The following is a 23,718-nucleotide window of genomic DNA, read 5'->3' on the forward strand; positions in this document are numbered from 1 at the left end:
CCCCGGTGTAGGTCGGCGCGGCGGCGGCGGGGCAAAAGATGCGCGAGTGGGGCGTCCCGATACGTCAACGGACGGTCTGCCACTGGCGCTTCGTGAATGGCATCGGCCAAGGGACTGATTTATAAGCAATCGTCAGCGGCGAAGCGCGAATGCCTTGACCCGCCGGGGGCGGGTTCTTATTTTAGCGCCATGGCCATTCGAGACATTATCACCGTACCCAATCCACTGCTCAAGCAGGTGTCCAAACCCGTTGAAGGGGGCGTGACCGACGAACTGCGCGCCCTGATGGACGACATGCTGGAGACCATGTACGACGCGCCCGGCATCGGGCTGGCGGCGATCCAGATCGGTGAGCCGATCCGCGTCATCGTCATGGACCTTCAGGAACGCCCCGACGACCTTCCCGAAGACGCCCCGGCGCCGAAGCAGCCGCGCTACTTCGTCAATCCGGAAATCATCTGGGCATCGGACGAACTGTCCACCTATGATGAGGGCTGCCTGTCGGTGCCCGAAGTCTATGACGAGGTGAAGCGTCCGGCGCGCGTGCGCCTCAAATACCTGAACTATCAGGGCGAAGAGGTGATCGAAGAGTGCGACGGCCTCTACGCCACCTGCATCCAGCACGAAATGGACCACCTGAACGGCGTGCTATTCATCGACCACCTGTCGAAGCTGAAACGCGACCGGGCGGTAACCAAGGTCAAGAAGCTCAAAAAAGTCGCCTGATAATCCGGGTTGCTGGCCGCTGCGTCGTTTTTCGATTGCATCGAAAAACACCTCTGAATAAAGCCAAGCCAGACCGAAGAACCGCTTCGAGGTCTGGCTTGTCGTTTTTGAGCCCGCAAAAACGTACTGAGCGAAGCGAAGACTTTTTGCGGAGATAGACCCATGCGTTTGGCCTTTATGGGCACCCCCGAATTTGCCGTGAAGGCTCTGGCCGAACTGGTCGCCGCCGGTCATGAGATCGTCTGCGTCTATTCGCAGCCGCCGGCACCCAAGGGCCGGGGGCAGGTGCTGACTCCGTCGCCGGTGCACGCCTTTGCCGATAGCCTCGGCCTGCCGGTGCGCACCCCGAAGTCGATGAAGTCGGCTGAGGCGATTGCCGAATTTCAGGCGCTGGACATCGACGCTGCCATCGTTGTCGCCTATGGCCAGATTCTGAAGCGCGAGGTGCTGGAGCATCCGCCGCTCGGCTGTTTCAACCTCCATGCCTCGCTATTGCCGCGCTGGCGCGGGGCGGCGCCGATCCAACGCGCCATCATGGCCGGAGACACCCATACGGGCGTGCAGGTGATGCGCATGTCCGAGGGGCTGGACGAAGGGCCGGTGATCCTGTCCGGCCGCGTCGAAATCACGGCGCAGGACACGGCCCAGACCCTTCACGACAAGCTGGCCGGGCTGGGGGCGTCGCTGCTGCCCGTCGCATTGGCCGCCATTGAGCGCAGCCAGCCGGAGGGCGAACCGCAGGTCGGTGAGGTCACCTACGCCAAAAAGATCACCTCGGAAGAGGCGCGAATCGACTGGAGCCGGCCGGCGCGCGAACTCGACTGGCACATCCGTGGCCTGTCGCCGTTTCCGGGGGCATGGACGATGCTGACGACGCCAAAGGGCGAGCAGCGCCTCAAGGTGCTGATGTCGCGCGTCGATGCGGCGGTGAGTGACGCCGCACCGGGCACGCTGATCGGGCCGGGCCTGCGCCTGGCTACCGGCGACGGCGTGATTGAATTGCTGCGCGTGCAGCGCGAAGGCAAGGGCGCGCAGGACGCCACCGACTTCCTCAACGGCGCGGGCCTGAGCGCCGGGGACCGTCTGGGATGAGGCCTTTTCGATCATACTCCCCCAGCTTGCTGGCGGGTATAGCGCGGCGAAAGTATAGCTTTCGCAAGCGATGGGATGCGAAACCCACGGTTTCGCAGACGGTGGGGGGGGGGGGGGCGCCTCTCACGACGGCGCGTGCATGGCGTCAAATGGAAAGAACCCCCACCACCGCATCTCACCGCCTGAGGCGGCTCGTGCGGTCCCCCTCCCCGGTAAACCGGGGAGGTATAAAGGTTTAGCATGCCCCGCTATTCCTGCCTCGTTGAATATGATGGCCGCCCGTACAAGGGGTTTCAGGCGCAGGATAACCTGCCCACCGTGCAGGGGGCGCTGGAGCGCGCCATTCTGGGCTTCTCCGGCGAAGCCCTGCGCATTACAGCGGCCGGGCGTACCGATACGGGCGTCCATGCGTCGGGTCAGGTGATCACGTTTGATCTGCCCAAGACCTACCGGCCCGATGTTGTGCGCGACGCCATGAACGCCTATCTGGTCCCCGAACCGATCGCCGTGCGCGAAGCGGCGATTGTCGATGACGACTTCTCGGCGCGCTTTTCGGCGACGGGGCGCATGTACCTCTATCGTATCCTCAACCGCCGGGCCCCGCCGGCGCTGGAGCAGGGGCGGGTGTGGCATGTCAAGAAGCCGCTGGATGCCGAGGTGATGGCCGAGGCCGCGCAGCACCTGATCGGGCGGCATGATTTCACCACCTTCCGCGACACGGAGTGTCAGGCCGCCTCACCGATCAAGACGCTGGATATCGCGCGGGTGAAGCGGGTGGGGGAGGAGGTTCACCTCGTCTTTGCCTCGCGCTCCTTCCTGCATCGTCAGGTGCGTTCGATGACCGGCACGCTGGTCGAGGCCGGGATCGGTCGCTGGACGGTGGCCGATGTCAAGGCGGCGCTGGAGGCGCGCGACCGCCGTGCCTGCGGGCAGGTGGCCCCGCCGGAGGGCCTGTGCCTGACGCACGTCACCTTTGAGCCGGAACCGGATTTCGCAAGCCGCAGTTCGATATAAGTCTCCTCCCTAAACCGCAGGTTTGGGGAGGTGCCGAGCAAGCGAAGCGCGTCGAGGCGGAGGGGGGGGGCGACTCCCAAGGTTAGCGCGCGCTGAGAGGTTAGAGCGAAATGACTTTGAGTGGGATCGCCATTTCGCTCTAAATTCTTGTTTTGTCGCGATGTTTTTGCGGAAAACCGCTCACACTTTTCCGCACATCGCTCTAGGCGTTGTCCCCCTCCGTCACTTCGCTGCGCTCAGCGCCACCTCCCCCTCGCTGCGCGACAGGGAGGAGGGGTTAGGCGAACACCTTGAAATATTTGGCGATCAGCGCCGCATAGGCGTCGGTCAGGTCATAGAGGTCCTGTACCGGGGTCGCTTCATTGACCTGATGCATGGTCTGGCCCACCAGACCGAATTCCACGACCGGGCACAGGGCGCGGATAAAGCGCGCGTCCGACGTGCCGCCGGTGGTCGAGGGATCGGCCTCGACCTTCAGCACGTCGCGGATGGCGTCCTGAATGACATCGACGAACGGCCCGGCCTCGGTCAGAAACGCCTCGCCGGAAATGACCGCCTTCACCTCGATCGCGGCACCGCTGCGTTCCGCCTGACGCACGCAGACCTCCTCGATCCACGCCTGCAAGGACGCGCCCGAATGGGTCGGGTTGAAGCGGATATTGATGCGCCCTGTCGCCGTTTGCGGGATCAGATTGGTGGTCTTGTTAGCCACATCAAAGGTGGTGATTTCGAGATTGGACGGCAGGAAGCGCTCATAGCCCTCATCCAGCACGCGGTCGTCCAGTTCAGCCATGATGGCGACCAGCACGGGGATGGGGTTGAGGGCGCGCTGCGGGTAGGCGACGTGGCCCTGCTTGCCCGTCACCGTGATCGTGGCATTGATCGAGCCGCGGCGGCCGACCTTGATCATGTCCCCCAGCACCGCGGAAGAGGTCGGTTCCCCGACGATGCAGTGGTCGATGACCTCGCCCGTTTGCCTCAGGTGTTCGACGACCTTCCTAGTGCCGTCCAGCGCTTCGCCTTCTTCGTCGCCCGTGATCAGGAAAGACAGCGAGCCGGGCACGCTGTCAAAGCGCGACACGGCGGCGATCCACGCCGCAATACCGCCCTTCATATCGACGGCTCCCCGCCCGGTCAGCACACCGTTTTCAATCGTGGCGGCAAACGGGTCCGAGCGCCAGCCATCGAGCGCGCCTTCGGGCACCACGTCCGTATGACCGGCAAAGCACAGGTTGGGCGAGGCCGTCCCGCGCCGCGCATAGAGGTTTTCGATCTCGCCGAACTTCAGCCGCTCACAGGCAAAGCCGAGCGATTCCAGCGTTTGCTGCACGCGGTCCATCGCCCCGGCGTCCACCGGAGTCACGGACGGATGGTTGATCAGGGCCTTGGTCAATTCGACCGGATCGAGCGTGTTTTCGGGTATATTCGTCATGGCGCGTGGTGTAAGACGACTTTGCTGCGAACGAAAGTGAAATCATTCGCGGACCTGTTTACCGGATATCGCCGTGACCCCTCCCGTTTCGCCTGAAATCGTTTCCGAGCCGCCGTCGCCGCCGGAATCGCAAAACCCGTTCCGCATACCCGCTTACCGCAACTTCTGGATCGCCCGCCTGTGTTCCGTGCTGGGCTTTTCGTCGCAAAGCGCGGTCATCGCCTGGCAGATCTATGAGACGGCGCGCAAGGATTCAGGCATCGGCGAGGCGGCGCTGTATATCGGACTGATGGGGCTGACGCAGTTTATCGCCATGTTTGCCTTTACACTGCCGGCAGGGATCGTGGCCGACCGCTATGACCGCAAGAAGATCATGGGTTATACGATCGCGGCGCAGGCCGTGATTGCGCTGGGCTATATGGGGCTGTCGGCGCTGGATCATCCGCCGATTGCCGGACTGATTGCCCTGTCCTTCTTTCTGGGGGCGTCGCGCGCCTTCATCGCCCCGGCCTCATCGGCCATTGGCCCCATGCTGGTACCCAAGGCGATTTTGCCGCGCGCCATCGCCTCCAACGCTCTGGCGTTTCAGATCGGCGGTATCTCCGGGGCGGCGGTCAGCGGCCTTCTGCTCAGCGTCTCGGCCATTTTCGCTTACGGCTTTTCGGCGGCGCTGTTTGTCATCGGCGGCGTGCTGATCGCCACGCTGAAGGCCGATACGCACCCCGTCAACGCGCCCACAGGCTCCAAGATGGAGATGGTGCGCGAAGGCCTGATCTATATCTGGACCAACAAGATCGTCTTTGGCGCCCTGTCGCTCGATCTGGCGGCGGTGCTGCTGGGCGGGGCGACGGCGCTGCTGCCTATCTTTGCGCGCGATATTCTGCACGCTGGTGAAATCGGTTATGGCGCGCTCAGGGCCGCCCCGGCGGTAGGGGCCATGATGACGGCCCTCTGGCTGGCGCGGCGGCCTTTGAAGTACATGGCCGGCAAGTGGATGTATGGCGGCGTGGCGGTGTTCGGCCTGATGACCATTATTTTCGGCCTTTCGACGAATATCTTCGTGTCGGTGGCGGCTCTGGCCGTGCTGGGCGCGGCGGATATGGTCAGCGTCTTTGTACGCGGGACTCTGGTGCAGATCGTGACACCCGACCCCATGCGCGGGCGGGTGGCCTCGGTGTCCTACCTGTTTATCGGCGCGTCGAATGAGCTGGGCGAATTTGAAAGCGGTGTGGCGACGCGCCTTCTGGGGCCCATCGGCGCGGCCCTGTTCGGCGGCATTGGCGCGATACTGGTGACCGGCGCGTGGATCAAGCTGTTTCCGGCGTTGTACCGCGTGGACAGGTTGGAGTGATGTCTTTCTGCATAGAGGTGGATAAGATCCGGGTGACAGACCAGACGGTTTCTGCCTACTATCTGTCATGGGGAGACGTGAAGACAGTGAAAACGCATGGCGGAAAGCGATTGATGATGCTTACGCGGTTTTCGCCAGTTACCGGCGACCGGGAGTTCTTGATGCCTCACCCGTAGAAAACGCTGAGGCAATGCTCGCCGATCTGACATCGGCCCCTCTTCGTGATCTTACACCCCAAAAGCTGGATAATTTTGCCGGATCGGCGCTCTACACAGTGGGCACCGAACTTGATTATAAGCATTTTCTGCCACGCATACTCGAACTGATGGTCAGCGCACAAGGCTACGGGTTCGACGCCAGCTTGACGGCAAGGAAGCTGGACTACGCTCACTTCAAATCGTGGCCTGCCGATGAAATCGCTACAGTCCGTGAAGTGTTCAGGGCAGCGTGGCTCTTCGCCTGCCACGCTCCGTCCACGACTGAGCAACTTCCCGATCTGCTGGTCGGTAATCGCATCGTCGGCAATGAGCTTCTCACCCTGTTAAGTCAGTTCGAAACGGTGGAGAGCGATCAGTCTGTTATGAAGTTATCCCGATTGGTACGCGCCGTTTTAGAGATGGACGAGCGTGATTTTTGCTGGTCACAACTGACGGCAGAGGACAGGGTTTGTCTGGAGACATGGAGCCAGTCCGAAGCCATTACGCTGGCGTTATTCGAGGGGCTCGATTTTGTGGCGGGATACGATGCCTGGGATGTCGAGTTGACGTTACAGCGTTTGGAGCGTTTTTGAGTCCGGGGGCCACGCATTAAAAAAGCCCGGCAGAACCGGGCTTTTTTTGTCTGTTACTGGCTGCCGCGGCTGGTGGACAGGGCCGGGCGCAGCGGGATGTTCTTGCGCTCCGTCTTGGCGACCAGCTTGTTGGCCGCGCCGGAGTCTTCGTACTTGTAAGGCGTGGTCTTCATGGCCAGCGCCTGAGACGGCAGATTGTCCTGCGTGCGCTTGAGGTCGGCCATGGCGATCATGGTATCCAACTCGTGCTTGCGCGCCTTGAAGGCCACCAGGTCCTGACCGGCCAGAATGGTGCCCTGCGGCACCTTGGCGTCCTTTGGATTGATCGGGCGGTTCTTGTACCACACTTCGAAGTGCAGGTGCGGGCCGGTCGAATTGCCGGTCGAGCCGACATAGCCGATCAGTTCGCCCTGCTTCACGCGCTGACCGGGGCGGACCTTGATCTGCGACATGTGAGCATAGCCGGTGGCCCAGTCATTATTGTGCGACACGCGCACCCAGCGGCCATAACCGCCCCACCACTTGGCATCGGCCACGACGCCATCACCGGCGGCGTAGATGGGGGTGCCCGTACCGGCGGCAAAGTCGATGCCGGTGTGCATCTTCATAAAGCCCTGGATCGGGTGGCGACGCATACCGAAGCCGGACGAGGTGCGGGCCGCCGCGACCGGTGTGGCCAGCAGGAAGCCTTTGATATTCTTGCCCGTATCGTCGAAGAACTGCGATTCTTTATCACCCTGACGCTTATAGGAATAGAAACGCGTGATGTGGCCCTTGGCGCTGATTTCGGCGTACAGCAGATTGCCGGATTCCACGACGCGGCCGCTTTCGGTGACCTTGCGATCAAACACCAGCTTGAAGGTGTCACCCGGCTGGATGTCGCGTTCAAAGTCGATCTTGTGCGCGAACAGCTTGAGCACCTGACCGGTGACGTTCGGCGTGGCGCCCAGCGCCGTGGCCGAGGTGATCAGCGAACCGTCGATGGTGCCAATGGCGACGCGGCGCTCATCGCGCACCGATTCTTCGAGCGCACGCAGGCGCATCGAACCGTCGTGGCTGGTGGTCAGGGTCAGTTGCTTGGCTGGTCCGGTACGCACGGTCAGGCCCAGAAGCTGCGCCGGGGAGCGGCCGTTTTCGGGGCGGGCAATGGCGGCCTGAAGGCTTAACCCCTTGCCGACATTGACCACATCAAAGGCCTGCGACAACAGCGACACGGCGGCATTGGCCTCGGTCGAAGAGACGCCCGAACGGGTCAGGGCCTGAGTGAGGGTTTCGCCGGCGCGCACCATGATCTGCACATTGACCGGCTGGGTGAAGCCCGGACGCGCGGCGGCTTCGGCCAGAGCGCGGGTTTCCAGCGCCAGGGTCGCACTGGGGTCAAGGGTCGGCAGCGTGCTCGGCAGCGGCTGATAAACGCGCCAGACCAGGGTGGCCACCGTCAGGGCGGTCGCAGAAACCAGCACCATCGGGGTCAGGCGCACAGGTTGGCGGCGAGGGTCGAGTTGAGCCATTACGATCCAAAAACGGTATACGAGGTTTACACAACGCGGGCTCTACTCAAACGGAGCCGTTTTCTCCGCCGCCCAGTTAGCCTGTATCTCCCTGTTTCAGGGAATATGCGACCCGACGAGTTGCCGCAGACGCGAATTTGAAAGTGTTAACGCCCCTGCATACGCCGAAATGGGGCGAAAATGAGGCGGCAGCCGCCTCACATATCGCCGTTTTCCGGCCGAAGGGACGCAAAAGGGTCTGTCCCAATTAGGGGGCGAAGGTTAATATCCGGCTTAAACCGGCCCTTTCAGGGCGCATTTATGGGTTTTTTACGACACGCGATGCCAGAGACGGGGTGAGGCGCCGACCCTATCACTTTGCGTAACGCGCGACCAAAAAACGCACCGGGTGGCCGATAAAGGGGCCGTAATGTTCCGGATACGGTAAGAAAAAGAATCGGTTATGCGCCGTTTTTTTAAGAGTTGCGTGCCATAATGCTGCCCTGAACCTTTTGTCCAACCGTTGATCCCGTGAGAGCTTGATCCGTTGCGCACCCACATTCTGACCGATGCGCCTGAGGATGGAGGTGAGCTGTTGTTTCCTGTGCGGCTGCCGCCCCAGTCGAGTTTTACCCGTGCGGTCAGCAACGGAAACGACACCCCTGCGCCGCGCCCGAAAGGCGGCGGTGGGGGTGGCCAAAGGGGCGGCACCGCCTCCGGCGGACCGGGTGGTCCGGGTAAACGCAAGCGCTATTTGAAGGCGGGCGGCTGGCTGCTGCTGACCCTGTGGGGCGCGGCGGCGGTGGGGGTCATCGCCTATGCGGCGCGCAAGGACATTGCCCGCGAAGTGGCGCAGGGTTGGCTGCGTTCCAACGATATACCGTCTGAGCTGCGCATAGACACCCTAAGTCTGGACCATGTGTCCGGCCGCATCGTGCTGGGCGAGGCTGGGCGACCCGACCTGAAGATCGAACGTTTCGACATTGATTATGAGTTGAACCTGTGGCGGCTGGGGCAGCCGCTGACGCGCCTCAAGCGCATCCATCTGGTCAAGCCGGAGCTGAGCTTTTCCTACGATAAAAAAGGGCTGGGCTTCGGGCGTCTGGACCGCCTGCTGAAAGACGGGGGCAGCGGGGGCGGCGGTCCTTTGCCGGAAGAGATTCTGGTCGAAGAGGCGCGCATCCGCGTGCGGACCGACTATGGCACAGTCGCGGCCACTGGCGGGCTCAGCCTGAAAGAGGGTCGCCTGCGGGCGCTGAATGCCACCCTGATCCCCGGCGCCCTGAACGGCTCCCAATTGCAGGGGCAGCTTTCCGACGGCCATATCCGCATTCAGGCCGAACCCGACGCCGATGCCGGTGAAGCCCTGCGCATCGACGCCAACCTGTCTGCGGCGGAGTTGCTGTTCCCGGCGGCGCGCGCCCCCGATGCCGAACTGGGTGATCTGCTGCCGCGCCTGAGCGGGGTGCACGCTGACCTTGATCTACGCCTGCCCTATCGTCGCCTGTCGGACGCCGCCTCGCGCAAATCGCCCCTGTCGGCCTTTGACGGCGCAATCAGCGGTATGCTGGCCGTACGCGCCGAAGCCATTGAGGGCGCGGCTTCGCTTCAGGGCCTCGACAGCACCATCGGTCTCAATGGCCGGGTGGATTTTGAAAATACGCGCGTGGCCTTTTCGGGTACGTCGCAGGTGATGGCGACTCTGGACGGTGTCACCAGCGGCACGATGCAGGGCCGCGCCCTTCGGGTGACGGCGCAGGATATGACGCTGCGTAGCGATCTGGCGCTCGATGCGGCCTCGGCCCTGACGCTTGATGGCCCCTTGAGCGTCAAGGCCGGTGCCTTTACGCAGGACGCCCTGTCGCTCAACGACGCGGCGCTGGACCTCTCCGGGTTTTCGCTGGCGCACGGCTCCGAAGGCACCGACCTCAGTTTTGAAGGTCGCGCCGTGGCCGCCCGCGCCGCGCAGGGGGATCTGAGCCTTGACGGCGTGACCGCGCGGCTGGAGGGCACGGGACGCTTAGGGCCAGACGCTTATGAGATCGCCCTGACCACCGATGTGAACGGCCGCCAGGGCAGCTATCGCGGCATGGGCGCGCTGGCCGCCGACCGCGCCAGGGCTCTGGCCGATGGGCGTGTAGCCTTTGACGCCGCCAATGCCCGCCTGCCGGACGGCATACCGCCGGTGCCCGCGCCGCCGCCGGGCCCGGACCTGATGGTGTCTCTGCTGCGCGCCGCCGACCGTTTCAGTCTGTCGGCCGATACTGTGCGCGTGTCGCTGACCGGGCAGGGCAACCGCCACCGCTTCGCCGTGCGTCCGGGCAAGCCGGTGCTGATCCGTCCGCTCGATGGCGGCGAGATCCGCCTGACGACCGAGGGCCCGTCCGCCCTGATCGCCAGCGATGCGCGCAGCACGTTTAATATTGTGACGAGCGGCGAAACCCTGCCGGTGCTCAAGGCGCGGGTGTCGGACTTTGGTTTCGGCGCGCAGGGCGCGCTGGATGGCCGCCTGAGCCTTGAGGCCGGTTTCAACTTCGCGCCCGTCTATGGGGCGCAGGCCAGGGCCAATGGCCGTTTCGTCTATAGTGCGGCGGGCCTGTTGCAGGTGCGCCTTGATGACTGCGTGCCCGTTACCGCTGACCGCGCCGATATTGGCGGCCGCCTGACCGCGGTGACCACCCGCCTGTGCCCGACGACGGCCCCCATCCTGACGATGACTGGGGGTCAGTGGCGCAGCGAAGGCCGTTTCGACAGCTTTACCGCCGCCGCGCCCGATTATCAGGTGACACTGGCGGGCGGCGAGGGGGCCTTTACCGCCAGCAGCTTCGCCGACGCCGAGGGACTGGGCTTTACGGTGGGCCTGAAAACCCTGAAGGCCACGGACGCGCTCGACGCGCCGCGTTTCCATCCGGTGCTGATCGCCGGAGACATAACGCAGGGCCGCAGGACGCTGGACGGCAAGCTGGCGGTGACCTCAGCCGATGCGGCGGTGCAGGCGAGCGCTGGTGGACCTCTGGCCGAGATCAGACTGACCTCGGACGTGGCCAGTGGCCGGGGCCGCGCTGATCTAACCGCGACGAACCTGACCTTCGCACCGCAAAAACTGCAACCGCTCGACCTGACGCCGATGGTGGCGGGAGTAGTGCAGCGCGACACCACGGGGCGCGTCGATTTCAAAGGTTTTGTCGCCTGGTCGCCGGACGGTTCGACCTCAGGCGGCGTGCTGACGCTCAATGAGATGGGCTTTACCGGCCCGGCGGGTCTGGTCGAGGGCCTGAACGGGCGCATTGACTTTACCTCTCTGGCCCCGCTGCAATCGGCGCCAGGTCAGACCCTGACGATCCGCAACGTCACCAGCGCAGTGCCACTGAAAGACGTGCGGGCGGTGGTGCAGTTCGCGGGGGAGTATCTGAAGCTAGAAAGCGCGCGCGTTACCAGCGACGGCGGCGATTTCGCCCTGGCTCCGATGGACGTGCCGTTCGATACAACCAAGCCGCTCAAGGGCGAACTGAGCTTTGACAAGGTCGATTTCGGCAAGGTGGTGGCCTCAAGCCCGTTCGCCAGGGACGCGGAATTTACCGGCTTCGTGTCGGGCAAGCTGCCGTTTGAACTGAACGGCGGCAAGCTCAGTGTGCGTAAGGGCTATCTGCTGGGCGAAGGGCCGGGCCGTGTCTCGATCCGCCGCAACGCGGTGACCGCGGTGGCGGCTGAGGGCGGGACGGTCAGCAACGCCGATAAGGCTGCCGTCCCGGTGGCCCCGACGCCCGATCCGGCCCCAAATATCGTCGAAGGCCTTGCCTATCAGGCGATGGAGCATCTGGCCTATGAGGAACTGTCAGCGGCGGTGAATACGGATGACAAGGGGCGGCTGAACTTCAACTTCCGCATCGTCGGACGCTATGATCCGCCGCAGCGCCGGGAGGCGAAGATCGGCCTGATTGACTATCTGCGCGGCACCTGGACGCAAAAGCCCATCGACCTGCCCTCCGATACCAAGGTCAATCTCAACCTCGATGTAAGCTCCAATCTTGATCAGTTCCTTAAAGACTATGTCGAGGTGCAAAAACGGGGTGGCTTCGACTGGTCGAAGATCAAATAGACACAATTCTGAGCCATATCCGGTGCCAAGAATGTCTCTGTCATTCAGGCCCGGTTCAGCTTATAGCTGATATCCAGACGTCATGATCTCTTGCTGTGGAGCCCTTCATGTTGAAATCCCCTGTCGCCCGCGCGGGCGTGGCCGTCCTGTGTCTGGCCGGTGTAGCGCTCACCGCGGCCTGCACGCCGACGGTTCGCCTTCAGGTCGATCCCATCACCATCTACGCCAAGCTTGACGCCAATGTGCGTATCTCGCTGGATGAGGATGTGAAGGCCCTCGTCAAACAAAATCCGGATCTGTTCTGAGGAATTTGGCTATGAAAAAGACCCTGTTTTCGATCCTCAGCGCCGTCGTCGTCTCGTCGGCCGTGCTGACCGCCGGTATCGCCCTGAACGCCCCGGCCTACGCCCAGTCCGCCGCCAAGGCGACCGTGGATGCCGCCAAGGCCGCCGGTACGGTGGGCGAGCAATCCGACGGCTATCTGGGCCTCGTCAAGGACTCAGCCGACGCCGCCACCAAGGCCGCTGTCGATGAGATCAATGCCGGCCGCGCCCGCGTCTATGCCGAAGCCGCCGCCAAGAACGGCGTCTCTCCGGCTGCTGCCGGGGCCTCGGCCTATACCAATGTGATCTTCCCGAAGGTCAAGGCCGGGGAATATTACAAGGACGATTCCGGCAACTGGAAGCGCAAGTAAGCCTTCTGATTTCACGGCTTCTTAAAGGCCCTGTGGCAGTGTGTGCCGCAGGGCCTTCTTCGTGCGTGAGTGGCATATGACGTGCAGGGCTTCGTCAAAATTCGCCTGACTGGTTTATTTCAGGACACCCCGCACAGGAACCCGCCCATGACGACACCCATTCGCGCCGCCGTTTCCCCGGCCGCAGCCGACAATATCCGGCCGCTGACCTCGCTGCGTTTCTTTGCGGCGGTATGGGTGATCCTCTACAGCTACTGGTCGGCGCTCGAAGGGGCCATCCCCATCGGTATCATCGAAAAGGGCTATCTGGGGGTCGATCTGTTCTTCATCCTGTCGGGTTTCATTCTGAGCCACGTCTATATGACGTCGCTCGGGGAAGGGCGGTTCCGTTACGGGTCTTTCATCGTCAACCGGCTGGCGCGCGTCTATCCGCTGCATCTGGCGACGCTGTGTTTTGCTATCCTGCTGTGGGGGGCCGCGACGCTGAAAGGCATGAGCGTTGACAAGAATCTGGTCAACTGGCCGTCCCTGCCGGCGCATCTGTTCCTCGTGCAGGCCTGGGGTCTGGCGCCGGAAGCGTCTTTCAACCACCCGTCGTGGTCGATTTCGGCGGAATGGTTCGCCTATCTGCTGTTCCCGATCTTCGGCACGGTGGCGTGGTCGATGCGCGCCCGCCCGTGGCTGGCTGTCGGCCTGTCGGTCACCTTCCTTGTCAGCCTGTACATGATTTTCGAAGCCTTTATGGGCTTCAAGCTGACCTCGGCCACCGTCTTCTGGGGGGCACTGCGTATCGTGCCGACCTTCATGCTGGGCTGCGCACTTTATCTGGTGTGGCGGTCGGGCAAGCTGACGCCGCAAGTGGCGCTGATGGGGGCGGCAGCCTCCAGCCTGATCGTCATTGCTGCGGCCTCGTGGCTGAAGATCGACGCCCTGATCGTGCCGATGCTGGGCCTGATGCTGTTGTGCGTGTCGCGCTTTGGTAATGGCGGCGTGATGGGCAACCGCGTGCTCGTCTATCTCGGCGAAGTGTCGTTCGCCATGTACATGGTCTATGTGCCATGGAAATGGGTCTATCTCAATGTGATGGGGATGGTGCTGGGTACGGGGGATGCGCCTTTGCCGCTGCTGTGGTGGACGGTGGGCCTGATCGCCATTATCCCCGTCGCCATGCTGGGCCATCACATTGTCGAACTGCCGATGCGCAATGTCGTGCGCCATCTGGGGGACCGGCTGCGCTATCGACTCGCTTACCGCCTGGCGCGTTAGATCAGTTTGCCCCGCTCTCATCCGTAAGCGGACGAAACCCCATAATTCGAGCGTCTTTTCCCGCGTGCGGCGAAAAGACGCTCGTTTTTTTTCGCCCGCGCCCTGAATTTATAGTTAACTGATGTTTAACAACTTTTTTGCAACATCCTCAGGCACGGCCCGTCCAGATGTGGGAAATTTACCACGATTTGGAAAATAAAGGCTTTGTAAATGCCGCTGAGTTATGTATCAAACCTCTACAAGTAAATGTTGCGGGCGTTTTAGCTGATCTTTTTCACCCGCAGCCACCCCCTGTAAGACCCCTAAGAGGACCGCCGCAAAGGCCCCTCGATCAGGCCCCAAATGGAGTGCTCGTGTGCTGAAAAGACTAAGCGTATTGGCCCTGTCGGCGACTCTGGCGTTTGGCGCCGTGGGCGCGCAGGCCGCTGAGAAGAAATCCCCCTACTGGCAATGCGTCACCTTCGCCCGGTCGATCACGGGTATGAACATTTTCGGTGACGCCTGGACGTGGTGGGAAGGCGCTTCGGGCAAATACGACAAGGGTCAGGCACCGAAGGCCGGGGCGGTTCTGGTGTTCCGTCCGCAGGGCAAGATGCGACTGGGCCACGTGGCCGTCGTCTCTCAGGTTATTACCGATCGCGTCATTCAGATCACCCACGCCAACTGGTCGCCCATCGGTGGCCGCCGTGGTCAGGTCGAAAAAGACGTCACCGTCGTCGATGTCTCCGACAAGGGCGACTGGAGCAAGGTGAAGGTGTGGTACGGCCCGATCGCCGATGTGGGCACCACGGTCTATCCGACCTATGGGTTCATCTATCAGGCGGCCCAGAAGGGTCAGGAGATGGGCGAAAACCTCGTCACTCAGGTGCTCGACAAGCCGACCGTCAAGAAGCCGTCTGCGTTCGACAAGGTGGCGCAGAAGACGTCCTCCAAGACCAGCAACAAGGCCCTCGTTAATGCCCTGACCGCCGATGTCGAAGCGCCGCGCAGTCAGGCGCTGGCCTCCGCGACGGTGGACGATGCGGTGGCCCCCAAGCCCGCCGATGTGAAGCCGGACGCCAAGGCCGCGGACAAGGCGAAGGCGAGCAAGACGAAGACCTCCGCCGAAAAGGCCGTCGCTGACAAAGACGCCGATAAGGCTCCGGCGGCGAAATCAAAGACTAAGACAGACAAGGGCGACAAGACGACCAAGGTCGCCGACAACGCCAAGGCGGACAAGAGCGCCAAGATGGCCCCCAAGTCCGGCAAGTAGGCCGTCGCCGAAGCGGACGACAAGGCCGCAAAGACCTCTAAAACCGCCAAGGCTGATAAGGCTGAGAAATCGGGGACCAAAAAGGTCGCCGAAGCCGAGGCCAAAAAATCCGAAAAGAAGACGGAGAAGACCAAGGCCTGAGCCGGTTCTTTTTGTCTGAAGGTTTGCAGCGCCGCTGGTCCCGCCAGCGGCGTTTGACTTGTCAGGGCGACGCAAAGCGGCCTATTCAGGAATGATCTGTGAGAGGCCCCATGCTGAACATCTATAGCCGTGACGTGGCCCCGGACGGGGCCTTTACCGTGGTGCCGCCCGAAGGGGCAGGGGACGAGGCCGGCTGGTGCGAGATTACGCCGGACGGGGTGTGGATCGACCTCTACAATCCGGACCGTGAGGAAGAACGTTATGTCGAAGGCGTCGTCGGGCTGAACCTGCCGACGCGCGAGGACATGCAGGAGATCGAGTTTTCGTCGCGCCTCTATCTCGAAGATGGCGCGGCCTTCATGACGGCGCTGGTAGCTTTTTACGGTGGCTTCGACCACCTGCAATCGGGGCCGGTGACCTTCGTCCTGCACCGTCAGCACCTGATCACCATTCGCTATATCGACCCCAAATCGTTCAGCATCTTTGCCGAACGCACGGTGCGCCATCCGGAAAACTGCGATCAGGCGCACGAAGCGCTGGCCAACCTGCTGGAGGTGCTGATTGACCGTACGGCCGACCTGCTGGAAAAGGCGTCGGCCACGGTGGATGAGATTTCCGGGCGTATCTTCGCGCCCAAGCGCGGGCGCAATCTGGAGCGGGGCCTGCGCGAACTGGGCCGTTGTCAGTCGGACACGGCGCGCATCCGCGACAGCCTCGTCTCCTTTGGCCGGCTACTGCTGTTTGCGCGGGCGCTGGATCGCGAACTGGTCGGAGCGGACGAGGCGGGCTTCAATGCCTTCCATGACAAGCTGCGCACGCTGGAAAAGGACGTGGCCTCGCTGAACGATCATTCGGCCTTTGTGTCGGGCAATATCGCCTATCTGCACGACGCGGCGCTGGGGGTAATCAATCTGGAGCAGAACACGACCATCAAGATCGTTTCGGTGGCCTCGGTGGCCTTTCTGCCGCCAACCCTGATCGCTTCGCTCTATGGGATGAATTTCGAATTCATGCCCGAACTGCACGTGCCGTGGGCGTACCCGCTCGTGGTGCTGGCCATGATCGCCTCAGCGGTCGGGCCGCTGGTGTGGTTCCGCCTGAAAGGGTGGTTATAAAAGCCACTTATCTTTCCGCCAGCGTGTAGGTGCAGCCCTGATCGCGGACATGCGCCATTTCGGCCTCCAGAAGCCGCGCCCGCGTCAGGTCGGCGTGGCGCAGGCTGGCGTGGGTCAGGGTGGCCCGCGTCAGATCGGCACGCAGGGTGCGGTCACCCCCCAGCGACAGGGGCGAGAGATTGGCCCGGTCCAGCGTGGCGCGGGTGAGGCGGGCCCCGATCAGGCGTGCGCCCCTCAGATCGGCCCCGGACAGGTCGGCCATGCGCAGGTCTGCACCGGAGAGATTGACCCCCTGTAGCTGCGCCCCGGAGAGGTCCATGCCGTACAGGATGGCGCCGGCCATGTTGGCCGCCGTCAGCTTGCGGCCGATCAGGGTGGTGGCGCTGCGAAAATCGAGCCCGCTGAAATCCTGCGTCGCGCCCTCCTGCCCCCCGCTGCGGCACCACGCCTCATAGGCGTCGAGCAGGTCATCGAGCGGTTCATCGTCAATGAAGACGCTGATCGGTTCGCCCAGAATATCCGACATGTCGGTATCCTTGGTGGTCATGCCCTGGGTCTGGGTCCCGACCATCACCGCCCCTTTTAATGAGGCCCCGGACAGGTCGGCGGACGACAGGTCCGCCGCCGACAGGTTGGCCCCCTCCAGTGAGGCATTGCGCAGCTTGGCGTGGCTTAAGACCGCGCCTTCGAGCTGGGCATCGCGGAAATCGGCGGATATGGCCCCGGCGCCGGTCAGGCGCGCGCCCGACAGGTCCGCCCCGGAGAGGATGGCGTAGTCCAGTTCGCCGGCGCGCTTTTCGTGCTTCATCAGGCGCAGACCGTGCTTTTCATCCTTGAAGGCGATCTGCCCTTCGCGCAGATCGCAGCGCGTCAGGCTGGCCCCGGTGAGATTGGCTCCGCGCAAACACGCCCCGCGCATATCGGCGCGGTCGAGCACGGCGAAGCGCAGATCGGCTTCGCGCAAATCGCATCCGTACAGATTGGCGCGGCTGAGGTTGACGTCGCGCAGCGCCGCGCCGCGCAGACAGGCCCCGGTCAGGACGGCATCGGACAGGTCCATCCCTTCGAGATTGACCCCGCTCAGGTCGATATAGGCGAGATTGGCCAGCTGCCCGCCCGGCTTCATCGTCTTGTATTTGTGGTGCAGCTCGATGATCGTGCGCAGGGAACGCGGATCAATGGTCTGTAAGGTGGCGGCTGACTGCGTAAGGGGCAAGGGAGCGTCCGGACAGGGCGTGAAGGGAGCGAGCGGTGAGGAGGGCAGGCGTGTCCCCCTGACCCTGAAGCCAAATGGTGAAAACTTGCTCTACGCTGGGTCGCGGGGCGAAAAAATATCTCGTGGTTGTTTCATGCGACATTTGGGGGCGCAATGATTTCTACTGGAATCATTGCGCTCAAGCCGCCATTGAGGCGGCGGCCAAGGTGGCGGAGCCCGTACCCGGCGAGGGCAAAACAAAGGCTAAGCCATTCTGTTTTTGCAGAAAACATAATGATTTAGCGGCAGGCCTTGCACAGGCCGCGCGCTTCCAGCGTCACCCGGCGCGTTTCAAAGCCGCTGGCCGAGGCCTGCTGGTCGATTTCGGGCAGGCTGACGGCCACCTCTTCGCTGCTGCCGCAGCAGTCGCACAAAAGGAAGGCGGCGGCGTGCGGCTGCACGGCCTTGCCGTCGGCGTGGCCCTGGCAGGCGACGAAGGCGTTCAGGCTTTCGATGCGGTGGATCAGCCCCATCTGCTCCAGAAAGGCCAGCGCGCGATAGACAGTCGGCGGCTTGGCAGCCCCGTCGGGGTGGAAGCGGTCGATGACATCATAGGCCTTAACCGGGGCATTTTCGCTGAGGATCAGCTCCAGCGTGCGCAGGCGCGGCGCGGTCATGCGCTCACCCTGCGCTTCGCACAGGCGTCGGGCTTCGCTCAGGCGCGCGTCGATGCGCCCGCTATCGAGGGTGTGGACGTGGTCGTGATCGTGGCCGCAGGCGTGTGACATGGCTATAACTTAGGCAGACTCGCGACATTTCGCAATGACGGCTTGACACCGTTTATGTTATTACATAACAGATACCGGTCCGGTACGGCCTTTGTGTGTGGCCGTCCGCTTTTTTCGGGAGCCTCCCCCATGCAAACCCGTATAGTTCTCACCCTGAGCGTGAGCCTTGCCGCGCTGATCGCCGTTACCCCGGTTCTGGCGCAGAGTTCGTCTCCGACACCTCAGAAAGACGAGGACATAACGGAGATCGTCGTGACCGGTACGGCCTATGGCGTGTCGAAAGACGCCCTGATGAGCAATGTCGATGTACTGACCCGCAGCACTATCGACCAGAAGCCGGCTGAGGGTCTTGGCGAGATGCTGGCCACCCTGCCGGGCGTGCGCTCGTCTGCCTTCGCACCTGGTGCCAGCCGTCCGGTGATCCGTGGCCTTGACGGGTTTCGTGTTCTACTGCTCAACAACGGCATGGGGGCCATTGATGCCTCAGCCGTGTCGCCCGACCACGCGACAGGGACCGATCCGGTCGAGGCCCAGCGTATAGAGGTTCTGCGTGGCCCTTCGGCCCTTATCTATGGCGGCAACGCCATCGGCGGCATTGTCAACATCATCGACGATCGTATTGCGTCGGCCCCGGCCAAGGATGGTGTTGAGGGCCGCTTTACGGCACAGGCCTCCAGTGTTGATAATGGCAAGCAGCTTGGGCTGAATGTAAAGACAGGGCAGGGGCCTTGGGTTTTCACCGCCGACGCCCTCAAGCGCAAGAGTGATGATTACGAAACGCCCGTAGGTCCGGAGTCCCGTCGGCTGACCGACGCTGAAGGGGAGGAACCCGATACGCGCGTTCGTCAGGAAAATTCGGCTGTTGATCTGAGCGCCTATGGGGCTGGCTTGTCCTATGTGGGTGACTTTGGCTTTGCGGGCCTGAGTGTCAAGCATACCGATACGACCTACGGCGTGCCCGGTCATAGCCATGCTGAAGACGCGTCTGATCACGAAGAGGGTGACGACCACGCGCATGAGGAAGAAGGCCCGGTGACCATCGGCCTGAAGCAGACGCGTTACGATGTCCGGTCATCGCTCAATATCGCCTTTGCGGGTTTCAACAAGCTGACGGCGGATGCGGGCTACACGGATTATAAACATACCGAGTTCGAAGGCGAGGAGGTCGGCACGCGCTTTCTCTCTGACGGATATGAGGCGCGCGTGAACCTGATCCGCCAGAAGATGGGCGATGTCTCTGGCGCGGTAGGTTTCAATGTCCTCGAACGCCATTTTGAGGCGATCGGAGCCGAGGCCTTTGTGCCGTCCTCTACGACGCGAGAATTCGGCACCTATGCACAGTCGCGTCTCGACAGGGGCGCCTGGGGCATCGAAGGCGGCCTGCGGGGTGACCGCAAGGAGATCACTTCCGCAGGTTTCTCAAAGGCATTCGACAACCTGTCGGGTTCGCTGGGCGGGTTCTGGAAACCTTCCGATCATGCCTTTTTTGGTCTGAGTGTGACGCGCTCTGAACGCGCGCCTTCTGATGTTGAATTGCTGGCCGATGGCCCGCACGCCGGTACAGGGGCTTATGAAATTGGCAATGCAGCTCTGAAATCGGAGACAGGCTACAGCGTAGAGGCCACCGGCCACTGGCAGATGGACAGCCATTCGGCTTTCAGCCTTGACGCCCACCTCTATTCCAGCCGTTTCGACAATTTCATTGACCTGCGTCCAACGGGTGACAACGAGGACGGCCTGCCGGTCTATCGCTACGTGCAGACTGACGCTGACTTCTGGGGCTTTGAACTGGAAGGCGGCGTGAACCTGTGGAGCCGTGGCGCTCAGGCTGTGCGTCTTGATCTGGCCTATGACTATGTTCGCGGCAAGAGCGATCTGGGCGATATTGCTCGTATTGCCCCTTCGGCGCTGACGGCCACCCTGGGCTACGAAGGTGAACGCTGGAAAAGCCATCTCGAAGTCCGGCATGTAGCCGCGGCGGACACGCATTTGGCGGCGTTCGAAACCCCAACCGATGCCTACACGGCCGTCAATGTCTTCGGGTCTTACTGGATCAATCCCAAGGTATCAGTCTTCGCCGAATTGCGTAACGCGACTGACGAGGAAATTCGCGAGCACACTTCGGTGCAGAAGGATATACTTGTCGGTGCTGGTCGCAATCTGCGCGCCGGTCTGACCTACCGATTCTGACGGATCGGTGCAGGATTACGGCGCGGAACCCCGGAAGCCCGTACTTCCGGGGTTCCTGCGCGTTAAAATACCCGCAGGTGCCGGTTTTTGCGCGAATTGCGGCCTTTGCACTCGCCTGCCTGAACGTGCCGCTTGCGCTTTCCCGCAGGCATGGGCTAGAAGCGAAACTCCTCAGTTTTTACCACTACAAAGAGCGATCATGGAACAGGCTCAAGACCAACAAAGCGCGCTGACAGGGAACGTGCTGTTTTACAAGACTCCGGAACCCCTGAGCGTTGAAGCCCACGGCAATCTCGGCATCAGCGCTTCGCCGACGCCGCACGCCTTTGTCGCTGAAACCAATGTGGTGCCGCTGACTGTGGCGGAATTCCCGGCGGCTTCGCTGAGCTACCCCATCGTCTTCATCGGCGAAGCGCGTATGCCGGTGGCCGCCATGGGTCTGGCCGCCGGTCAGAACATGTTCGTGTCCCCCGAAGGCGTCTTCCGCCCGGACGCCTACCTGCCGGCCTTTGCCCGTCGTTATCCCTTCGTCTTTGCCAATGACGAACAGGAACAACGCATGATCCTGTGCGTGGATACCTCCTCGCCGGTGGTGACCGCCAACAATCCGGACGTGCCCTTCTTCGAAGGCGGCAAGCCGTCGGCCTTCGTCGAAAACGCCATGCAGTTCTGCTCGGACTTCGAAAACGAGCGTCTGCGCACCGAATCCTTCGTCAACCTGCTGAAGGATCTGGACCTCCTGGCCCCGCGCGAAACCATCTATCGCCCGGCCAATCCGGACGGTTCGCAGGGTGAGCCGCAAAAGATCGCCGAATATTTCGCGGTCGATGAAGAAAAGCTGGCCAAGCTGCCGGCCGACAAGCTGGTTGAGCTGCGTGACAACGGCGCCCTGATGCACATCTACGCGCACCTAATCTCCCTGCTGGCCTGGGACAAGCTGATCGCCCTGACCATCGAGCGCAATCAGTCGGCCCCGGCGGTCAACTAAGCGTTTTCGGTTTGAAACGACAAACCCCGGAGGCTTCGGCTTCCGGGGTTTTTTCATTGGCCACGAAAAAAACGAAAAGGCTGGTAAACCGCTATGGCCCGTAGGGCCGTTTTTCAGTGTTGCGGCGTGCTGTCTGGTCGGGCGCTTCGCGCCATATGTTCGTGCTTTTCGTGGCGAAAACCTTACCCAACAGGCGGCGGATTGCGCTGAAACACCGAGCGCGTCAGGCATGAAAAGACCAGACGTCCGGCTTCGTCGAGCAGGTCGTGCTGGGCAATGACGACGCCCTTTGTGTCGCCCACAGCGTCCTTGCCCATAATGGTCAGACGTCCGCGCAGCAGTTCGCCCGGCGGCGGGTTGCGCGACCAGCGCAGAGCATCGACGGCCAGTCGCTTCGTCTGCGGCCAGCCCGCGGCCGCTTCCTGCTCCAGCTTTGACCACAGAGCGAAGATCAGCGCATCGGGCAGGCCGTCCTGCGTGTTCCACGACGGCGCATAGGTGGCGCAAAACTGTTCGAGATCGCTCTGGGAGACGACGCCCGCGCCGATAGAGGCGACCTGACCAATCCACAAATCGTCAAAGGCGGCAGGCATGAGCGACTCCGTTCAAACAACAAAGTCCTGTGTTCTAAGCTGTGTCGGGGCGTTCGGCAACGCTTTTGCACAGGCGGTCACAAAAGACAGAAAGCCTTGTTCCCAAAAGCCTTACGTATTGATTTGGGACGGGCGCTGTGGTTTGGTTTTTTACACACGCTGGGGGGAACAGCGTGCAGGATTTGCCGAAGTCTGATGAGTGCACAGGACAATATCACGGTTCTTGAGGACGAGGCCTATACGGGCCTGTTCCTGACGGCTGAGCGCGACGCGGCGGTGCGCGCGCAGGGTCAGGTGCTGGCCGGTGGGCGCGTGCAGGGTCAGGCGGAGGCGCTGGCCAGCGATCCGGAAACGCTCGGCAACATCCTGCGCAGCACGCGCGAGGCGCAAGGTTTTTCGCTGGAATACATGGCCGATATCACCCGCGTGCGGCGCAGCTATCTGGAGGCGCTTGAAGAAGCCGCCTATGACCGCCTGCCGTCGCGCGCCTTTTCTATCGGCTTCGTCAAGGCCTATGCCAAGGCGCTGGGGCTCGACGAAGAGAGTCTGGCCGATCTGTTCAAGCGGTCTTTTGCCGACCCGGCGCAGTCGGACAAGCTGCGGGCCCCGGTGGGGGCCGCTTTTGAAGACCTGCGCCCCAGCTATCGCCTCTATGGCGGGCTGGCGCTGGCGCTGGTGCTGGCGGTGGTGGCGTGGAACCTGTTTCAGCGCACGCCGGGCTGGGGTGGGCATCACGCGCCTTCGGCTGATACGACGCCGCAGAAATGGGCACCGGGCGTGCCGCTGGTGCGCGACAAGCTGGTGCTGACGCAAGCGGCCCCGGCGCCCAAGGATCAGGACCTGCCCGTGCCCTATTACACGCCGGGGCTGGAGGAGGGCTTTGCCGCCATCGACGCCGAACGCGCCGAGCAGAACCCCTCGGCGACGGTGGGCGTGCCGCTTCAAATGCGCAAGGCCTTCAACCCGCGCGGGGCGGTATTTGGCGCAACGCCAGTCGATTCGATGGTGACGATTCAGGCCCAGCGCAGCGTCAATCTGGTCCTCAGCGGGACAGACAAGCGCGTCTATTTCGCGCGGCAACTGGGGCCGGGCGAGGCCTACCGTCTGCCACAGGTCAGTGCCGTCAACCTGCTGATCGAGGTGGGCGACCCCAAGGCGTTTGAAATCTATTATAACGGCGAATTTGCCGGGGTGATGGAAGAGCGCGCGACCTCTGTCTCCAAGCTCAATGCCCGTGCGGCGGCGCTGGCCAAGCTGATGGACGCGCAGATGGAGGCCCTGCGCCCGGCCGGTCGTCCCACGGACGCCGCCGTGCCTGCCGCCCCCGCGAACACGCCGGTTGTTCCGGCGGACGTCCCGGCGCGTGACGGCCCCATCCCCTACGTGCCGCAGACGACGCCGTCCGCGACGCCCCAGACTGACCCGGCACCCGTGACCCAGCCCTGAATTGCGGCTGGTAAAGCGCCCGTCGAAGGCTTACATAGGGCGCATTGACCCGTATC

The 23,718-nt window shown here is 62.6% G+C and carries 19 protein-coding genes; 14 read left to right on the forward strand and 5 right to left on the reverse strand.

Annotated elements, in window-relative coordinates; genetic code table 11:
• The first annotated feature begins 189 nt into the window (after positions 1-189).
• The 3 genes from def to truA all read left to right on the forward strand — a co-directional run bounded on the left by def (position 190) and on the right by truA (position 2,832).
• On the forward strand, positions 190-726 hold the full coding sequence (gene def, locus ACK8OE_RS08465; RefSeq protein WP_126419599.1) for a peptide deformylase: 537 nt from the start codon (positions 190-192) through the stop codon (positions 724-726).
• A 162-nt stretch (positions 727-888) separates the two neighbouring features.
• A complete protein-coding gene (gene fmt, locus ACK8OE_RS08470) occupies positions 889-1,818 on the forward strand; it encodes a methionyl-tRNA formyltransferase (RefSeq protein WP_410272192.1) in 930 nt (309 codons plus the stop codon).
• Between the two features lie 240 nt (positions 1,819-2,058).
• Complete coding sequence (gene truA / locus ACK8OE_RS08475) at positions 2,059-2,832, forward strand: tRNA pseudouridine(38-40) synthase TruA (RefSeq protein ID WP_410272193.1); 774 nt, start codon at positions 2,059-2,061, stop codon at positions 2,830-2,832.
• A 277-nt stretch (positions 2,833-3,109) separates the two neighbouring features.
• On the opposite strand, the gene dapE is transcribed toward truA, so the two are convergent.
• Entirely contained in the window at positions 3,110-4,264 is a 1,155-nt protein-coding gene (gene dapE, locus ACK8OE_RS08480) for a succinyl-diaminopimelate desuccinylase (RefSeq protein ID WP_410272194.1), read from the reverse strand.
• Positions 4,265-4,337: 73 nt separating this feature from the next.
• Between dapE and ACK8OE_RS08485 the strand changes: the two genes are divergently transcribed.
• Positions 4,338-5,615, forward strand: a complete 1,278-nt coding sequence (locus ACK8OE_RS08485) for an MFS transporter (RefSeq protein ID WP_410272195.1) — start codon at positions 4,338-4,340, stop codon at positions 5,613-5,615.
• Positions 5,616-5,682: 67 nt separating this feature from the next.
• Positions 5,683-6,405 carry a hypothetical protein gene (locus ACK8OE_RS08490; RefSeq protein ID WP_410272196.1) on the forward strand — a complete coding sequence of 241 codons (723 nt, stop codon included), beginning with the start codon at positions 5,683-5,685 and terminating at the stop codon, positions 6,403-6,405.
• Positions 6,406-6,458: 53 nt separating this feature from the next.
• On the opposite strand, the gene ACK8OE_RS08495 is transcribed toward ACK8OE_RS08490, so the two are convergent.
• Positions 6,459-7,916: a M23 family metallopeptidase gene (locus ACK8OE_RS08495; protein ID WP_290796347.1), complete on the reverse strand. Its 1,458-nt coding sequence runs from the start codon at positions 7,914-7,916 to the stop codon at positions 6,459-6,461.
• 526 nt (positions 7,917-8,442) lie between these two features.
• Between ACK8OE_RS08495 and ACK8OE_RS08500 the strand changes: the two genes are divergently transcribed.
• From ACK8OE_RS08500 to ACK8OE_RS08525, 6 genes are all read left to right on the forward strand, one after another.
• The gene (locus ACK8OE_RS08500; RefSeq protein ID WP_410272197.1) at positions 8,443-11,994 is read left to right on the forward strand and encodes a YdbH domain-containing protein; all 3,552 of its coding nucleotides are present in this window, start codon (positions 8,443-8,445) and stop codon (positions 11,992-11,994) included.
• A 107-nt stretch (positions 11,995-12,101) separates the two neighbouring features.
• Entirely contained in the window at positions 12,102-12,299 is a 198-nt protein-coding gene (locus ACK8OE_RS08505; RefSeq protein ID WP_290796402.1) for a YnbE family lipoprotein, read from the forward strand.
• Between the two features lie 11 nt (positions 12,300-12,310).
• Positions 12,311-12,688: a YdbL family protein gene (locus tag ACK8OE_RS08510; RefSeq protein ID WP_410272198.1), complete on the forward strand. Its 378-nt coding sequence runs from the start codon at positions 12,311-12,313 to the stop codon at positions 12,686-12,688.
• Positions 12,689-12,835: 147 nt separating this feature from the next.
• Complete coding sequence (locus tag ACK8OE_RS08515; RefSeq protein WP_410272199.1) at positions 12,836-13,954, forward strand: acyltransferase family protein; 1,119 nt, start codon at positions 12,836-12,838, stop codon at positions 13,952-13,954.
• 355 nt (positions 13,955-14,309) lie between these two features.
• Entirely contained in the window at positions 14,310-15,206 is an 897-nt protein-coding gene (locus tag ACK8OE_RS08520) for a CHAP domain-containing protein (RefSeq protein ID WP_410272200.1), read from the forward strand.
• Between the two features lie 251 nt (positions 15,207-15,457).
• The gene (locus ACK8OE_RS08525; protein ID WP_410272201.1) at positions 15,458-16,462 is read left to right on the forward strand and encodes a magnesium transporter CorA family protein; all 1,005 of its coding nucleotides are present in this window, start codon (positions 15,458-15,460) and stop codon (positions 16,460-16,462) included.
• 7 nt (positions 16,463-16,469) lie between these two features.
• On the opposite strand, the gene ACK8OE_RS08530 is transcribed toward ACK8OE_RS08525, so the two are convergent.
• A complete protein-coding gene (locus ACK8OE_RS08530; RefSeq protein WP_290796415.1) occupies positions 16,470-17,678 on the reverse strand; it encodes a pentapeptide repeat-containing protein in 1,209 nt (402 codons plus the stop codon).
• Between the two features lie 278 nt (positions 17,679-17,956).
• On the reverse strand, positions 17,957-18,445 hold the full coding sequence (locus ACK8OE_RS08535) for a transcriptional repressor (RefSeq protein ID WP_013478420.1): 489 nt from the start codon (positions 18,443-18,445) through the stop codon (positions 17,957-17,959).
• Positions 18,446-18,574: 129 nt separating this feature from the next.
• Between ACK8OE_RS08535 and ACK8OE_RS08540 the strand changes: the two genes are divergently transcribed.
• Together ACK8OE_RS08540 and ACK8OE_RS08545 are read left to right on the forward strand one after the other, a co-directional pair.
• Positions 18,575-20,635, forward strand: a complete 2,061-nt coding sequence (locus tag ACK8OE_RS08540; protein ID WP_410272202.1) for a TonB-dependent receptor — start codon at positions 18,575-18,577, stop codon at positions 20,633-20,635.
• 199 nt (positions 20,636-20,834) lie between these two features.
• Positions 20,835-21,623 (forward strand): SapC family protein, encoded by a 789-nt coding sequence (locus ACK8OE_RS08545; protein ID WP_290796425.1) that lies wholly within the window; start codon positions 20,835-20,837, stop codon positions 21,621-21,623.
• A 182-nt stretch (positions 21,624-21,805) separates the two neighbouring features.
• Here the strand turns inward: ACK8OE_RS08545 and ACK8OE_RS08550 are convergent, their stop codons facing one another.
• Positions 21,806-22,216, reverse strand: coding sequence for an acyl dehydratase (locus tag ACK8OE_RS08550; protein ID WP_126419615.1), 411 nt, complete (start codon positions 22,214-22,216; stop codon positions 21,806-21,808).
• A gap of 195 nt (positions 22,217-22,411) precedes the next feature.
• Between ACK8OE_RS08550 and ACK8OE_RS08555 the strand changes: the two genes are divergently transcribed.
• A complete protein-coding gene (locus ACK8OE_RS08555) occupies positions 22,412-23,662 on the forward strand; it encodes a helix-turn-helix domain-containing protein (RefSeq protein WP_410272203.1) in 1,251 nt (416 codons plus the stop codon).
• Positions 23,663-23,718: the final 56 nt, after the last annotated feature.

It is taken from the genome of Asticcacaulis sp. W401b, assembly GCF_046503825.1.
In the GTDB taxonomy this organism is placed as follows: Bacteria; Pseudomonadota; Alphaproteobacteria; order Caulobacterales; family Caulobacteraceae; genus Asticcacaulis.

Excerpts from the sequence above, each read along its gene's own strand:
- def (WP_126419599.1), top strand. The coding sequence starts at position 190 with ATGGCCATTCGAGACATTATCACCGTACCCAATCCACTGCTCAAGCAG.
- fmt (WP_410272192.1), top strand. The coding sequence starts at position 889 with ATGCGTTTGGCCTTTATGGGCACCCCCGAATTTGCCGTGAAGGCTCTG.
- truA (WP_410272193.1), top strand. The coding sequence starts at position 2,059 with ATGCCCCGCTATTCCTGCCTCGTTGAATATGATGGCCGCCCGTACAAG.
- dapE (WP_410272194.1), bottom strand. The coding sequence starts at position 4,264 with ATGACGAATATACCCGAAAACACGCTCGATCCGGTCGAATTGACCAAG.
- ACK8OE_RS08490 (WP_410272196.1), top strand. The coding sequence starts at position 5,683 with ATGGGGAGACGTGAAGACAGTGAAAACGCATGGCGGAAAGCGATTGAT.
- ACK8OE_RS08495 (WP_290796347.1), bottom strand. The coding sequence starts at position 7,916 with ATGGCTCAACTCGACCCTCGCCGCCAACCTGTGCGCCTGACCCCGATG.
- ACK8OE_RS08505 (WP_290796402.1), top strand. The coding sequence starts at position 12,102 with ATGTTGAAATCCCCTGTCGCCCGCGCGGGCGTGGCCGTCCTGTGTCTG.
- ACK8OE_RS08510 (WP_410272198.1), top strand. The coding sequence starts at position 12,311 with ATGAAAAAGACCCTGTTTTCGATCCTCAGCGCCGTCGTCGTCTCGTCG.
- ACK8OE_RS08515 (WP_410272199.1), top strand. The coding sequence starts at position 12,836 with ATGACGACACCCATTCGCGCCGCCGTTTCCCCGGCCGCAGCCGACAAT.
- ACK8OE_RS08525 (WP_410272201.1), top strand. The coding sequence starts at position 15,458 with ATGCTGAACATCTATAGCCGTGACGTGGCCCCGGACGGGGCCTTTACC.
- ACK8OE_RS08535 (WP_013478420.1), bottom strand. The coding sequence starts at position 18,445 with ATGTCACACGCCTGCGGCCACGATCACGACCACGTCCACACCCTCGAT.
- ACK8OE_RS08540 (WP_410272202.1), top strand. The coding sequence starts at position 18,575 with ATGCAAACCCGTATAGTTCTCACCCTGAGCGTGAGCCTTGCCGCGCTG.
- ACK8OE_RS08545 (WP_290796425.1), top strand. The coding sequence starts at position 20,835 with ATGGAACAGGCTCAAGACCAACAAAGCGCGCTGACAGGGAACGTGCTG.
- ACK8OE_RS08550 (WP_126419615.1), bottom strand. The coding sequence starts at position 22,216 with ATGCCTGCCGCCTTTGACGATTTGTGGATTGGTCAGGTCGCCTCTATC.
- ACK8OE_RS08555 (WP_410272203.1), top strand. The coding sequence starts at position 22,412 with ATGAGTGCACAGGACAATATCACGGTTCTTGAGGACGAGGCCTATACG.